The organism is Mesorhizobium sp. B2-5-13 (genome assembly GCF_006440535.1).
Classification (GTDB): Bacteria; Pseudomonadota; Alphaproteobacteria; order Rhizobiales; family Rhizobiaceae; genus Mesorhizobium; species Mesorhizobium salmacidum.
The window spans coordinates 108796-122781 of sequence record NZ_VFUI01000008.1; the positions used below are offsets into that span (position 1 = coordinate 108796).

The window sequence follows — 13986 nt, forward strand, 5'->3', positions numbered from 1 at the left end:
AAACGCGCCGGGATAGAAGCCAGTAAGCACCGCGATCATGATCCATTTATTCAACGGCTTTCAGAACCCGTTTGGCGGCAGTGAGCGCGAAACCCTGGAGTTGTATCGGCTGTTGAGCGCCGGCTCGCAGGTGCGCCTCTGGGCAACCTCGTCGCGCCTATCCGAAGACCTGATGCGGGAATTTCCGATACGCCGCGTCTCACCGGCAACACGCAATGTGCCGGATGGCGGCACCTATGTCTTTCTTGGCGCGCATTGGCGCAACAAGATGTGGCCTTATCTGGTCCCGCGGCCGCACCGGCTGATCTATGTCTTCAACACCTTTCATCCCAAGATCATCGCTCTGACGACACGCAGGCCGCGCCTGCTGGGTTGGCCCGCTGCCGAACTGGTGCTGATCTCCGACTTTCAGAGGCGCATGCTGGAGGTCGAAGGCGTCGTCCATGCCTCGCCGATCGAGATCGAGCGCTTCTCGCCACTGCCGGCAAAGCCAAACGGTCCGTTCACCGTGGGGCGGCTGAGCCGCGACACGGCGGACAAGCATCACGCCGACGATGTGGCGCTCTATGAGGCGTTGCTTGGCGATGGCATCGCGGTGCGGATTCAGGGCGGCATGCCACTCAAGGACAGGCTTGCGCCGCATCCGCAACTCGAACTCCTGCCGCAGGGTGAATTTGTCGCAGAACAGTTCCTGCCGACGCTCGACGTGTTCTATTATCGCTCCGGCTCCCATGTGGAGACGTTCGGCCGTGTGGTGTTCGAGGCGATGGCCTGCGGTTTGCCCGTGGTTTGCCATGCGAATGGCGGCTACGCCGACCACATCAGGCATGGCGAAAACGGCTTCCTGTTTGAAACGACGCAACAGGCGGCGCGGATCCTGGCGGATCTCAAAGCCGACCCGGGCCTGCGGGCGACGGTCGGCCGCAAGGCGCGGCAGACAGTCGAGCAGCTGTTTTCACCCCAGGCGTTGCAACAGCGGCTGGATTTCTACCGACGCTAGCGGCACCCGCGCCATCGGCCTTCAGATATTCTCCGCCAATAGTCCACGTAGCCGTTTGGCATCAATCCCGACATCGCGCTAAAGCTGGCATCACGTGAATCGCGGGCGGCCGGCATCGGTGCGCGGACAGATCAAGCAGGGCTTCTTACCGATGACGTTGACGGGCGCCGCGGCACTGCTGATCCTGGTCCTCACCTATGCCGGAGTCGCCATCGGCCGCATACCTGGCCTAAGGCTTGACCGGGCAGGCATTGCGCTGCTTGGCGGCGCGGCGATGATCGCCATCGGCGCGCTCAGCATGGAAGACGCCTATCGCGCCATCAATTTCGATACCATCACGCTTCTGCTCGGCATGATGATCGTGGTGGCGCATCTGAAGGTGTCGGGCACCTTTCGCGGTCTCGGCGCAATCGCCATCGAGCACGCGCATGCGCCGTTCATGCTCCTGGTGATGGTGACGCTCCTGACCGGCGTGCTGTCGGCCTTCCTGGTCAACGACGCCATCTGCCTGGTCATGGCGCCGATCGTCGTTCACGTCACCCGCGTCATCAACCGCAACCCCATCCCCTATCTGATCGCTACCGCCACCGCTTCGAACTGCGGCAGCGTCGCCACCATCACCGGCAATCCGCAGAACATGGTCATCGGCGCGCTATCTGGCATTTCCTATCCGGCCTTTTCGGCGGCGCTCGCGCCGGTGGCCTTGTTTGGCCTTGTCGCCGTCATCGTCATTGTGCGCATCGTCTATCGCGCCGAATTCACCCGCAACGGCGAACTGACGCCACACATCTCGCGCGGCCGCATGCATCGCGGCCAGGTGCTCAAAGCGGTGGTCGTCTGCATCGGATTGGCGATCGCCTTCTTCGCCGGTGTTCCCGTAGCCAAGGCGGCGCTCATTGGCGGCGCCATTCTGCTGCTCACCCGCGCCATCAAGCCATCGCGCATCTACCGCGAGATCGACGGACCGCTGCTGTTCATGTTCGCGGGTCTGTTCGTGGTGGTTGCGGGCGCGGAAAAGACGCTGCTGACATCAGACATGATCGCCTCGGCCAAGAACATCGGGCTCGACGATGTCTGGAGGCTGTCGGGTTTCACCGCGGTGTTGTCCAACATCATGAGCAATGTTCCGGCCGTGCTGGCGCTCAGGCCATTTATCCCCGGCCTGGAGAACCCCGAGCGCGCCTGGCTGGTGGTGGCCATGAGTTCGACGCTGGCCGGCAACTTCACCTTGCTCGGCTCGGTCGCCAACCTGATCGTCGCCGAACAATCCAAGTCGGCAGGCACACCGTTGTCTTTCGGTGCCTTCTTCAAGGTCGGGCTGCCGCTGACGCTGATCACGCTCGCGTTCGGCACTGCCTGGCTGGCTATGATGTCCTGACCGGTCCTGCGGCTGGACCGGTCAGGGCGCCACATCGAGATGGCCCCTCATGTTCGGATGGAAGCGGCAGAAATAATCCACCGCGCCCGCTGTCTTGAGGGTCACTTGTCCCTTGGATTTCGGCGGCATCATCACGTCCCAGCCACCCTTCACGGTAGCCGTGTGGGCGACCACGTCCTTGTTCACCCATTCGATCGTGTCGCCGACTTTGGCCTGGAGGCTTGCCGGCGAATAGACGAGCCTGTCGATCGTCACCTGGATGGTTGCGGCCGCCGCCGGCGCCGCCGCAAAGGTCAGCGCCAGCATTGCCAGCCACGCCAGATGATCCAAGGCGCCCGCTTTCATTTCAGCATGCCGGCGACGTGTTCGGCATGCTGCTCGTGGCCCTGGAAGATCTTGAGGCCGGTCTCGAGCAGGCTCTTCAGCTCGGCATTGCTGGCCGAGGGAATGAGCAGGGTTTCGAGCGCGCCATCGACCTGCTTGTGATAAGCGACCTCGTTTTCGATATAGGCCTTGTCGAAGGCCGCGCCTTTCAGCTTGGCGAGCTTGGCGCGTTCCTCTTTCGCAGCCTTCGTCAGCGCCTGGCTGGTGGCGTTGTCCTCGGGCTTCACCTTGAGCTTCTTGACGAGGTCGAGCGCCTGCTTGTTCACCGCTTCGTGGTCGCGCTCCATGTCCTTGGCGAAATCGACGACCTCCTTGTTCTTCGATGTCTTGATCGCCTGCTTGGCCGCCTCGATGTCGAGGACGCCTGCCGTATAGGCGATATGGGCGATCTGCGGGTCGGTCGGCTTGTCGGCGGCTTGCGAGACCGGGGCAGCGCCGACGAGAAGCAGGGCGGCAAGGGCAACGGTATATCGGGTGAACATGGCATCCTCCTTGGCCCGGCCGCGAAGAGGCGCCGGGCTCAAATCTTTCAGTTGACGCTCATTGGATGCGGGGCGGAGAGAAACGTTCCCGGAAATCAGGACCGCATCATTCGAAGCCCAGCCGTTCCATCACCGCCCGGGTCAGTCGCTCGCAGCGCCGCCCGGCGAACGGGAAGGCATCGAGCAGCACAGGGCCGATTTCATCGTCCAGCGCCTTGCGTAGCAGGACACGGGCACGGTGCAGCCTCGTCTTGACGGTCTCCGGCCGGACGCCAAGCAAATCGGCGGTTTCTTCCATGCTCAGGCCCTCGATGATGCGGGCGACGAAGACCATGCGGTAAATGTCGGGCAAGTTGTCGGTCGCTCGTTCGACAAGTGCGAGAATCTGCCGCTGCGCCATCGCGCGCTCCGGATCATCGTTGGAATTGAGAGGAAACCGGATGATTTGCGCTTCCGGATTGTCAGGCATATCCGCTGTGCGACGCTTCTTGCGCAGGCGGCCAAGCGCTTCGTTGATGACGATGCGCGACAGCCAGGTGGCGAGCGTGGATTCGCCGCGAAAAGCCGCCAGGCTGGCGAAGGCGCGGACATAGGCCTCCTGGACGACATCCTCGGCTTCGGCGTCGTTGCGCAGAATGCCGCGCGCGATGCGGTAGAGCCTCTGGTTGTGTATTTTCATGATGGCGCGAAAAGCATTCGGCTCGCGCGCCTGCGCCTTGTGGACGAGCAGCATGTCGCCTGAAAGGCTTTCGGCAACCATGGGTGCCGTGGCGGGCGTTGCGAGCTTGCTCATCGCGACCGGATCTCCCAGAACACGCGCCTCTTCGAACAGGCGCCTCTTCAAACATGCGCTTGACTGCACATTGGATGCGCCTGCCGGCAAAAGGTTCCCGGATCAGCGGGATCCGGGCTCGCTATTCTAGGCCGCCGCCAATCCTTTGTCTGCTGTCTGCACGCGTGCGACGGCCGCCAGCAGGTCGGTCTGCGTGATCAGGCCGAGAATGCGCCGCTCGCCGTCGACGATCACCACGGCATGGCTGCGGCCGTCGGTCAGCGCCGGAAGCAGGCTCATCGCCGGCGTCTCGGGCGAGGCGGTGCCGGCTTTTGCCATCACGCTCTTCACCGTGTCGACGGCTTTCGTCAGCTCGCGTAGGCCGACGGCGCCAACCAGCCTTGCTTCGGCATCAACCACCGGCAAGGTGCGGATATTGTGATCAAGCAGTTGCCGGCGTGCCTCGTCGGCGATGGCCTGTTCGGGCACCGAAACCACGTCGCGCGACATGATGTCCTTGCACAGCAGCGTCCGGTGCGACCGCACCATGGCCTGCAATTCGACCTGTCGAAGCAGCCGTTCGAGGTCGTCGCGGTCGATATCGAAGGTCTCGTCGAGCGCCGTCAGCGCCGCGTCGATGTCCTCGGGCCGGAAACCGGCGCGCTGCTGAGCCGGGAGATCGGCGGTACCGTGGCTGTTGGCGGCCGGTGCCACGACATGCGGGTAGTTGCGCCGCGCCAGCTTGTGGAAAAGGAAACCCAGCGCCACCAGGATGGTCGAATTCAAGGCGACCGGCACGAACGGGAACAGGAAGCCCGCGCTGATCACGGCCGGCCCACCGAGCACCGCCGTCAGCGCGGCGGCGCCGCCTGGCGGATGCAGGCAGCGCGTGAACGACATCGCGGCGATGGCCAATGCCACCGCGAGGCCCGAGGCCATCACCGGATCATGGATGAAATGCGCGACGGTCACGCCGACCAGCGCCGATATGGAGTTGCCGCCGACGATCGACCAGGGCTGCGCCAACGGGCTCGCGGGCACAGCGAACAGAAGCACGGCGGATGCGCCCATCGGGGCCACCAGCAGGGCCACATGCGGGCCGCCGCCCATCGCCAGCCCGCTGATCACGCCGGTCAGCGCGATGCCGATCGTGGCGCCGATACACGCCAGGATGCGTTCACGCAGCGTCGCGCCGGCGAGGATGGGGACAAAAAGACGAAAGGCCATCGAGAAACTTTGCGAGGAATGGATCTGTCGAGGATGCGTGCGGCACGCAATGCAGCCGAATTCGCCGATTTGAAAGTCAAACAAATCCGTAAAGTCACGGCGCAGGAGAATAATATTGCGCGCCGGCTTTCGCCGGAGTGCTGACTGCGGCTCCCGCTTTGTCATCAGCGCCAAGGGCTTGCGACCCTTTGCCGAGTCTGTTTGACGTCAGCCCGTGCGTGCCGCCGCCGTAAGTCCGCGCAGGATGTCGGCTTTCAAGTCGTCGACATCCTCGAGACCGATCTGCAGGCGGATCAACGGACCTTCGTAAGGGCCTTTCGCAACGACGCGGTCGCCAAGCCAGACCGGCACAGCGAGGCTCTCATAGCCGCCCCAGGAGTAGCCGAGACCGAAGATCTGCAGCGCGTCCAGGAAAGCGTGCTGCTCCTTCTGGCCGCCGCCGGCAAGCACGATGGAAAAGATGCCGCTCGAACCGCAGAAGTCGCGTTTCCATAGGGCGTGGTCCGGATGGCTGGGCAGGGCAGGGTGGAGCACGCGCGCCACGCCCTTCTGGCCTTCGAGCCACGACGCGATGGCGAGTGCGCTGCGCTGATGATGCTCGAGGCGCACGCCCATTGTGCGCAGGCCGCGCAGCACCTGATAGACATCGTCGGGGCCCGCACAGCAGCCAAGCGTGCAAAAGCTCTCGTAGAGCTGCGTCCAACAGGCCTCAGTGGCCGAGACCGTGCCGAGCAGCACGTCCGAATGTCCGGCAGGATATTTCGTCGCCGCGTGGATCGAGATGTCGATGCCATGGTCGAGCGGCCGGAAATAGAGCGGCGTCGCCCAGGTGTTGTCCATCATCACGATGGCGCCGGCCGCATGCGCCGCCTTGGCGATTGCCGGGATATCCTGCACCTCGAACGTATTGGAGGCCGGCGATTCGGTGAACACCACTTTGGTGTTCGGCTTGATCAACGCCGCGATGCCGGCGCCGACATTGGGAGCATAATACTCGACCTCGACGCCCAACCGCTTCAGCATCGTGTCGGCGAAGTTTCTCGTGGGGTGATAGACGGAATCGACGATCAGCAGATGGTCGCCCGCCGATACGAAGGCGAGCAGCGGAATGGTCACCGCCGCCAGGCCCGATGGCACCACGATGGTGCCGGCGGACCCTTCCAGCGCATCGATCGCCAGTGCAAGGGCATCGGTCGTCGGTGTGCCGCGCGTGCCGTAAGTGTATTTCTGGCTGCGTGCGGCCATCGCGGCGGCATTGGGGTACAGCACGGTCGAGGCATGCACCACCGGCGGATTGACGAAGCCGAAATAGTCGTGCGGGTTGTTGCCCGAATGGGCAAGCCGCGTGTTGATGCCCACCTTGCCGGAACCCTGCTCGCTGCCGTCATTCGCCATTCTTGGTCGCCTTGTTTGACAAGGCGCTAGCCATAGTGCGGCGTCGTGGGCCGTGCAACAGCCCACTGTCCGCCAGGAATGGACTTCGAATATGCCAATTCCCGGGTCCGGAAGACAGCCAGGGCCTGCTCCTGAATCGGACCGGCCACACGTGCGACCGTGCCTTGTCGGAAGCTTGGTCGTCAGCTGGTGAACCTATTGTAGCCGGCCGTGAAAAGTATATGCTAAACTGCTAATATCAATCGCCGGATGCTTCGATCAGCTGCCGGATGGTTCTTGCCGGTAACCTCCTGGTCCCGATCCGGATATCGCGCTCATCGAGAGTGCGGCAAGGGGAGGAATGCCATGCCTGACACCAAGTGGACAATGAAGGCGCGCGAATTCATCAACTGCAATTGCGCCTATGGCTGCCCGTGCCAGTTCAACGCCATGCCGACATATGGATTCTGCCAGGCCGTCGCCGGCATGGAGATCGAGACCGGCCATCACGGCGACACCAAGCTCGACGGGTTGCGCTTCGTCGGCATTTTCAGCTGGCCCGGCGCGATCCACCAGGGCAGGGGCGAGGCCGCGGTGGTTATCGACGAGCGGGCCAGCGAGGCCCAGCGTAATGCCCTGCTTCGAATACTGGGCGGTCAGGACACTGAACCGGGCGCGACGATATTCCAGGTCTTCTCGACCACGCTGGAGAAATTCCACGATCCGATCTTCGCCGCGATCGATTTCAAGGTCGACGTCGACGCGCGAACCGGGCGGCTGCATGTCAACGGCGTAACCGACGGCCATGGTGAACCGATCAAGAACCCGGTCACCGGCGCCGAGCACCGGGCGCGCATCGACCTGCCGCGCGGCTTCGAATACGCGATTGCCGAGGTCGGGCGCGGCTGGACCAAGGCAACGGGCCCGATCAAGTTCGAGGTGGCCGACACGCACAGCCATTTCGCCAATCTGCATCTTACGCAGAGCGGCATCGTGCATTGACCTGATGTAATGGGCGAGACGGCTCTCGAGGCAGTGCTGCGGCGCGACCGCGCGGTCGTGGCGGCCGCGCTCGTCGTGATTGCCGTTCTCGCCTGGGCCTATGTTATTTGGCTCTCCACCGACATGGTCATGTCTGGTGCTCTCGTATCGGACAGTGCGGCAGGCGGCATGGCCGGGATGGACATGTCGAACCTGGACATGGGGAGCATGGATATGGGTGCCGCCGTGGCGCCGGGTTTCCGGGCTTGGGCTTCGGCTGATTTCGTTTTCATCTTCACGATGTGGGCTGTGATGATGGTCGGCATGATGACGCCGTCGGTCGCGCCGATGTTGCTGCTCTATGCCGGCGTCGGCCGCAAGGCGCTGGCGGATGGCCGGCCTGTCGCTTCGACGGCATGGTTTTTTACCGGCTATCTCATCGTCTGGGTCGTCTTCAGCATCGTGGCCACCGGTGCGCAATGGCTGCTCGCCCGTTTCGCCTTGCTCAACCCCGCGATGGCGACCGGCAGTGCGGTCGTAGGTGGCCTCGTCCTCATCGCCGCCGGCCTTTATCAATGGACGCCGATCAAGGGCGTCTGCCTGCGCCAATGCCAGGCCCCGATAGCGTTCCTGGCGAGCCATGGCGGGTTCCGCACCACTGCGCCCGGCGCGCTTCGGCTCGGCATGGATCACGGCGCCTATTGTCTCGGCTGCTGCTGGGCGCTGATGGCCCTGCTGTTTGTCGGCGGTGTCATGAACCTCTTGTGGATCGCCGGCATCGCCTTCCTTGTTCTCCTGGAGAAGGTGGTCCCAACTGGGCAATTGATCCCGCGGGTCTCCGGTGCATTGATGGTTGCGGTCGGCGTCTTTCTCATCTTTCCGGCGCTTTGAGAGTGCGCACCAACTTTGTCCACAAGCAATATTGACCGGCAATCACGGGGTAATCGTCGGCCGAAGGGTATCACGTAACGTCAATGCATTTCGTGCTGAAGGCAGTAACGCTAAGGTATAGCCCGGAACGGATTTTACAGCACCGGGTTCACATCTGCGTCAAATGAGCTTTGCCGAGTTAATTTGCGCTTCTGACTAAATCGCGGGCGCATCTGTCTGCAATTCAGGCATTTCAGGCAATCGATTTTCAAACCCGTTGCAATTCGGTCATTTTCCTTGACCTCACGGGAATTATCGCCTTCGATGCTGTTCGTGAATGGGAGGCGGAGCGTCGGTTTGCGATGCGGGGTTTCGGGAATGGGCCGGGATGGGAGCTGCGTTCACAAGGGAAAAAAGATCAGGGTTTTGCCTGAAAAAACAGAAAAGGGTCTGTGGGTTATGAAACACATTGCTATCGGCATTCTTGGCGTCGCCACGCTCGGACTGATGGCGTCGGCCGCGTCGGCAGGCACGCTCGACACCGTCAAGGCGAAGGGCTTCATCCAGTGCGGCGTCTCGACCGGTCTGGCCGGCTTCTCCGCGCCGGACGACAAGGGCGACTGGCAAGGCATCGACGCCGATTTCTGCCGCGCGGTTGCCGCCGCCGTCTTCGGTGACGGCACCAAGGTCAAGTTCACGCCGCTCAGCGCCAAGGAGCGCTTCACCGCGCTGCAGTCCGGCGAGGTCGACATCCTGTCGCGCAACACCACCTGGACGATCAACCGTGACACCGCGCTCGGCCTGAATTTCATCGGCACGACCTACTATGACGGCCAGGGCTTCATGATCAACGCCAAGAAGCTGCCGGGCGTCAATTCGGCGCTGCAGCTTTCGGGCGCCGCCGTCTGTGTGCAGAGTGGCACGACCACCGAGCTCAACCTCGCCGACTATTTCAAGGCGAACAAGATGGAGTACAATCCGGTCGTCTTCGAGAAACTGGAAGAGGTCAACGCCGCCTATGATGCCGGCCGCTGCGACGTCTACACCACCGACCAGTCGGGCCTTTACGGCATTCGCTTGACGCTCGGCTCGCCGGCCGATCACGTCGTGCTGCCCGAGATCATCTCGAAAGAGCCGCTCGGACCTGCCGTTCGCCAGGGCGACGACCAGTGGTACCACATCGTCAAGTGGACCTATTTCGCTCTGCTCGATGCCGAGGAACTCGGCATCACCAAGGCCAATGTCGACGAGATGAAGAACTCCGCCAGCCCGGAGATCAAGCGTGTGCTCGGCCAGGAAGCCGATACCAAGATCGGCACCGATCTCGGCGTCTCCAACGACTGGGTCGTCAACATCGTCAAGGCCGTCGGCAATTACGGCGAAATGTTCGACCGCAATGTCGGCTCGGGCAGCCCGCTCAAGATCGCCCGTGGCATCAATGCGCTGTGGACCAAGGGCGGCCTGCAATACGCGCCGCCGATCCGCTGATCGAAATGTGATCCGGAAGGCAGGCACCTGCCTTCCGGTTTCTCTTTCACAGGGGACGTGACATGGCATCGCAGGAAATCCTACGCGAGGAGCCGAGCCGCGGCTCCTTCGTCAATGATCCGAGAATACGCAGTCTCTTCTTCCAGACGCTGGTCGTCGTCTTGTTGTTCGGCTCCATCTGGTGGATCGTGCAGAACGTGATCGACAATCTGCATCGCCTCCACATCGCCTCCGGCTTCGGCTTTCTCAAGGGGCGCGCCGGATTCGACATATCGGACACGCCGATCGCCTATACGTCGGACTCGACCTATGGCCGCGCCATCATCGTCGGCCTGATCAACACCATCATCGTTGCCGCCGCCGGCATCATCACCGCCACCATCATCGGCTTCATCATCGGCATCGGCCGCCTGTCGCAGAACTGGCTGATCCAGAAGATCTGCACGGTCTATGTCGAGATTTTCCGCAACATCCCGCCGCTGCTGGTCATCTTCTTCTGGTATTCCGGCGTGCTCGCCGTACTGCCGCCGCCGCGCGACTCCTATCATCTGCCTTTCGGCTCCTTCCTCAACCAGCGCGGCTTCTATTTTCCCCGCCCAGTCTGGGGCGACGGCTCCTGGCTGATCCTGGTCGCCCTTGTGGTGGGCATCGCCATGTCCTGGTTCGTCGCCCGCAAGGCGCGTCAGCGGCAGATGGCGACAGGCCAGCAATTTCCGGTGTTCTGGACGTCCGCCGCGCTGATCGTCGGCCTGCCGCTGCTCGCTTACGTGCTGAGCGGCTTTCCGCTGAGCTTTGATTTGCCGAAACAGTCAACCTTCAACCTGACCGGCGGCTTCCAGGTCAAGCCGGAATTCCTGTCGCTCTATCTGGCGCTGTCCTGCTACACCGCGGCCTTCATCGCCGAAATCGTGCGCGCCGGCATCAGGGGCGTCAGCAAGGGCCAGACCGAGGCGGCGGCGGCACTTGGCCTGCGATCCGGGTCGATCTTGCGGCTGGTCGTGGTGCCGCAGGCCATGCGCATCGTCATCCCACCGCTGACCAGCCAGTATCTCAACCTGACCAAGAACTCCTCGCTGGCGATCGCCATCGGTTATCCCGACCTGACCGCGACAGCCGGCACGGTTCTGAACCAAACCGGGCAGGCGGTTGAAGGCGTGCTGATCATGATGATCGCCTATCTCATACTCAGCCTTGTGACCTCGGCTGTCATGAACGTGGTCAACGCCAGAATGGCGCTGGTGGAGAGGTAGAGCCATGCAGGAACATGACATGTCCTGGGTGCGTACCGAGATGGCGCTCGCGCAGCCCGCGCCGGCGAGCGTCAGCGGCCCCATCGCCTGGGTGCGCAGGAATCTGATCGGTTCGGCCGGCGACACCATCCTCACCATCCTCGGCATCGTCATCGTCGCCTGGATTCTGCCGCAGGTCATCAATTGGGCGTTCATCAACGCGCAGTGGACCGGGCCGGACCGAACGGTCTGCGCGACCGTTGCGCAAGGCGGCATTCAGCCCGACGGCTGGAGCGGAGCCTGCTGGGCTTTCGTCAACGCCAAGTTCGGCCAGTTCATGTTCGGCACCTATCCGGTCGAGGAGCGCTGGCGGCCGATCCTGGTCGCCGTCCTGTTCGTGGTACTGTTGGTGCCGATGCTGATGCCGCGTGTGCCGCGCAAGGGGCTGAACGCCATCCTGCTCTTCCTGGTGCTGCCGATCGTTTCCTTCTTCCTTCTGGTCGGCGGCATATTCGGCCTGCCGCATGTCGAAACCTCGCGCTGGGGCGGGCTGCTGATCACGCTGAGCCTGTCCTTCGTCGGCATCGCCGTGTCGTTGCCGCTGGGGACCGTGCTGGCGCTCGGGCGGCGCTCGAAGATGCCGATCGTCAAGATGCTGTGCGTTATCTTCATCGAAGCCGTGCGCGGCATACCGCTGATCACCGTTCTGTTTTTCGTCAGCGTCATGCTGCCGCTGTTCCTGCCGGCCGGCGTCACTTTCGACAAGTATCTGAGGGCGCTGATCGGTGTGTCGCTGTTTGCGGCGGCCTATATGGCCGAAGTGGTGCGCGGCGGCCTGCAGGCGATCCCCAAGGGCCAGTATGAAGGCGCCGATTCGCTCGGCCTCGGCTACTGGCAGAAGATGGGGTTGATCGTGTTGCCGCAGGCGCTGAAGCTGGTCATCCCCGGCATCGTCAATACCTTCATCGGCATGTTCAAGGACACCAGCCTGGTCCTCATCATCTCGATGTTCGACCTGCTCGGCATCGTCAAGCAGAACTTCTCGGATGCCAATTGGGCAACGGCGCAGACCGCGAAATCCGGCCTGGTCTTCGCGGCCTTCGTCTTTTGGCTGTTCTGCTTCGGCATGTCGCGCTATTCAATGTACACAGAACGCCGGCTCGACACCGGCTACAAACGCTAAACAAAAGAACAAGGGGACCCCAGCCATGGCCACCGAAAACGCCGTCAGCGCGGAAGAGATCAAGGTCAACGCCGCCAAGATGCAGATTTCCACCACCGATGTCGCCATCGACATCATCGCCATGCACAAATGGTATGGCGAGTTCCATGTGCTGAAGGACATCAATCTGAAGGTGATGCGCGGCGAGCGCATCGTCATCTGCGGACCGTCCGGGTCTGGCAAATCGACCATGATCCGCTGCATCAACCGGCTGGAGGAGCACCAGAAGGGCAAGATCATCGTCGACGGCAAGGAACTCACCAACGATCTGAAGAAGATCGACGAGGTGCGCCGCGAGGTCGGCATGGTGTTCCAGCACTTCAACCTGTTCCCGCATCTGACCATCCTGGAGAACTGCACGCTAGCGCCGATCTGGGTGCGCAAGACGCCGAAGAAGCAGGCCGAGGAAATCGCCATGCATTTCCTCAAGCGCGTCAAGATTCCCGAGCAGGCCAACAAATATCCGGGCCAGCTTTCCGGCGGCCAGCAGCAGCGCGTGGCGATCGCCCGCTCGCTGTGCATGAACCCGCGCATCATGCTGTTCGACGAGCCGACCTCGGCACTCGACCCCGAAATGATCAAGGAAGTGCTGGAGACCATGGTTGGCCTCGCCGAGGAAGGCATGACCATGCTCTGCGTCACCCACGAAATGGGCTTTGCGCGGAAAGTCGCCAACCGGGTGATCTTCATGGATCAGGGCCAGATCGTCGAGCAGAACACGCCGGCTGAGTTCTTCGACCATCCGCGCCACGAACGCACGAAACTGTTCCTGTCGCAGATCCTGCACTGAGCGGACTGACGCCGATTCGAAAAAGCCCGGCCGCGCCATTGCCGGGCTTTTTTGCGTCTGGCTCGTCAGGTAATGATCTTCTCCATTGAGCCGCGAACGGAATCGCGAAGCCGCACCGATGAGAAAACTCCAGCGTTTCCTGGCCCTGCTGGTTGCAGCAGTGGTGCTCGCCGTGGCGCTCGGTACGCTGGTGCCGCGGCCGCTCTGGCCGGCGGCCGCCGCGGATGAGGGCACGCGGCGCATATTGGTGCTGAAGAACCTGATCCACACCGACATCGCCATTCCGGTGGACGACGAGACGCGCCGGCGCTTCCGTTTCCTGACCGATGCCGGCCTGCCTTCGGGCGCACCTGAAGTGCGCTATATCGTCTTCGGCTGGGGTGGGCGGGCCTTTTACCTGGAAACGCCGACATGGTCGCAAGTGAAGGCGCTGCCCATATTCAAGGCGCTGACGCTCGACGCTTCGGTGATGCATGTCGACGTCGCTGGCGATATCACCGAGGCGCTCCCCGATGTCGCCGGCTTCGATGTGGACAAGGACCGTTTCGCCGCATTGCTCGACTTCATCGAAGCGAGTTTTCAGCAGGGACCGAGTGGCCCGATCGTCATCGACAATGCCGCCTACTCCAATTTCGACCGCTTTTATGAGGCCAATGGCCGTTTCAACGCGCTGATCGGCTGCAATACCTGGACGGCGGCGGCACTGCGCACCGCCGGCCTGCGCACCGGCTGGTGGAACCCGCTGCCGGCATCGCTTGGGTTGTCGATGCGGCTGTATAATTGAGAGAT

The 13986-nt window shown here is 62.5% G+C and carries 14 protein-coding genes; 9 read left to right on the plus strand and 5 right to left on the minus strand.

Going from position 1 to position 13986, the window contains the following annotated elements:
- The first annotated feature begins 37 nt into the window (after positions 1–37).
- Both FJ434_RS15740 and FJ434_RS15745 read left to right on the plus strand, forming a co-directional pair.
- Positions 38–1000, plus strand: a complete 963-nt coding sequence (locus FJ434_RS15740; protein ID WP_140507444.1) for a glycosyltransferase family 4 protein — start codon at positions 38–40, stop codon at positions 998–1000.
- A 151-nt stretch (positions 1001–1151) separates the two neighbouring features.
- Positions 1152–2378 carry an anion transporter gene (locus tag FJ434_RS15745; RefSeq protein WP_140749248.1) on the plus strand — a complete coding sequence of 409 codons (1227 nt, stop codon included), beginning with the start codon at positions 1152–1154 and terminating at the stop codon, positions 2376–2378.
- A gap of 21 nt (positions 2379–2399) precedes the next feature.
- Here the strand turns inward: FJ434_RS15745 and FJ434_RS15750 are convergent, their stop codons facing one another.
- The 5 genes from FJ434_RS15750 to FJ434_RS15770 form a co-directional block, all read right to left on the minus strand.
- Positions 2400–2723 (minus strand): cupredoxin family copper-binding protein, encoded by a 324-nt coding sequence (locus FJ434_RS15750; RefSeq protein WP_181165964.1) that lies wholly within the window; start codon positions 2721–2723, stop codon positions 2400–2402.
- Positions 2720–3244, minus strand: a complete 525-nt coding sequence (locus tag FJ434_RS15755; protein ID WP_027144478.1) for a DUF4142 domain-containing protein — start codon at positions 3242–3244, stop codon at positions 2720–2722. The genes FJ434_RS15750 and FJ434_RS15755 overlap by 4 nt, the downstream gene beginning before the upstream one ends.
- A gap of 106 nt (positions 3245–3350) precedes the next feature.
- Entirely contained in the window at positions 3351–4037 is a 687-nt protein-coding gene (locus FJ434_RS15760) for an RNA polymerase sigma factor (RefSeq protein WP_181165963.1), read from the minus strand.
- Positions 4038–4163: 126 nt separating this feature from the next.
- Positions 4164–5243, minus strand: a complete 1080-nt coding sequence (locus FJ434_RS15765) for an HPP family protein (RefSeq protein WP_140714106.1) — start codon at positions 5241–5243, stop codon at positions 4164–4166.
- Positions 5244–5450: 207 nt separating this feature from the next.
- The gene (locus FJ434_RS15770; RefSeq protein ID WP_140749245.1) at positions 5451–6638 is read right to left on the minus strand and encodes a cystathionine beta-lyase; all 1188 of its coding nucleotides are present in this window, start codon (positions 6636–6638) and stop codon (positions 5451–5453) included.
- 345 nt (positions 6639–6983) lie between these two features.
- On the opposite strand from FJ434_RS15770, the gene FJ434_RS15775 reads away from it, so the two are divergent.
- From FJ434_RS15775 to FJ434_RS15805, 7 genes are all read left to right on the plus strand, one after another.
- The gene (locus tag FJ434_RS15775) at positions 6984–7619 is read left to right on the plus strand and encodes a DUF1326 domain-containing protein (protein ID WP_140507436.1); all 636 of its coding nucleotides are present in this window, start codon (positions 6984–6986) and stop codon (positions 7617–7619) included.
- A gap of 9 nt (positions 7620–7628) precedes the next feature.
- Positions 7629–8489 carry a DUF2182 domain-containing protein gene (locus FJ434_RS15780; RefSeq protein WP_140749242.1) on the plus strand — a complete coding sequence of 287 codons (861 nt, stop codon included), beginning with the start codon at positions 7629–7631 and terminating at the stop codon, positions 8487–8489.
- Between the two features lie 438 nt (positions 8490–8927).
- Positions 8928–9956, plus strand: coding sequence for an amino acid ABC transporter substrate-binding protein (locus FJ434_RS15785; RefSeq protein WP_027144474.1), 1029 nt, complete (start codon positions 8928–8930; stop codon positions 9954–9956).
- 62 nt (positions 9957–10018) lie between these two features.
- The gene (locus tag FJ434_RS15790; protein ID WP_140507432.1) at positions 10019–11206 is read left to right on the plus strand and encodes an amino acid ABC transporter permease; all 1188 of its coding nucleotides are present in this window, start codon (positions 10019–10021) and stop codon (positions 11204–11206) included.
- Positions 11207–11210: 4 nt separating this feature from the next.
- A complete protein-coding gene (locus FJ434_RS15795) occupies positions 11211–12368 on the plus strand; it encodes an amino acid ABC transporter permease (RefSeq protein WP_140749239.1) in 1158 nt (385 codons plus the stop codon).
- A gap of 25 nt (positions 12369–12393) precedes the next feature.
- Positions 12394–13197, plus strand: a complete 804-nt coding sequence (locus FJ434_RS15800) for an amino acid ABC transporter ATP-binding protein (RefSeq protein ID WP_013532420.1) — start codon at positions 12394–12396, stop codon at positions 13195–13197.
- Between the two features lie 118 nt (positions 13198–13315).
- On the plus strand, positions 13316–13981 hold the full coding sequence (locus tag FJ434_RS15805; protein ID WP_140507428.1) for a TIGR02117 family protein: 666 nt from the start codon (positions 13316–13318) through the stop codon (positions 13979–13981).
- Positions 13982–13986 lie beyond the last annotated feature (5 nt).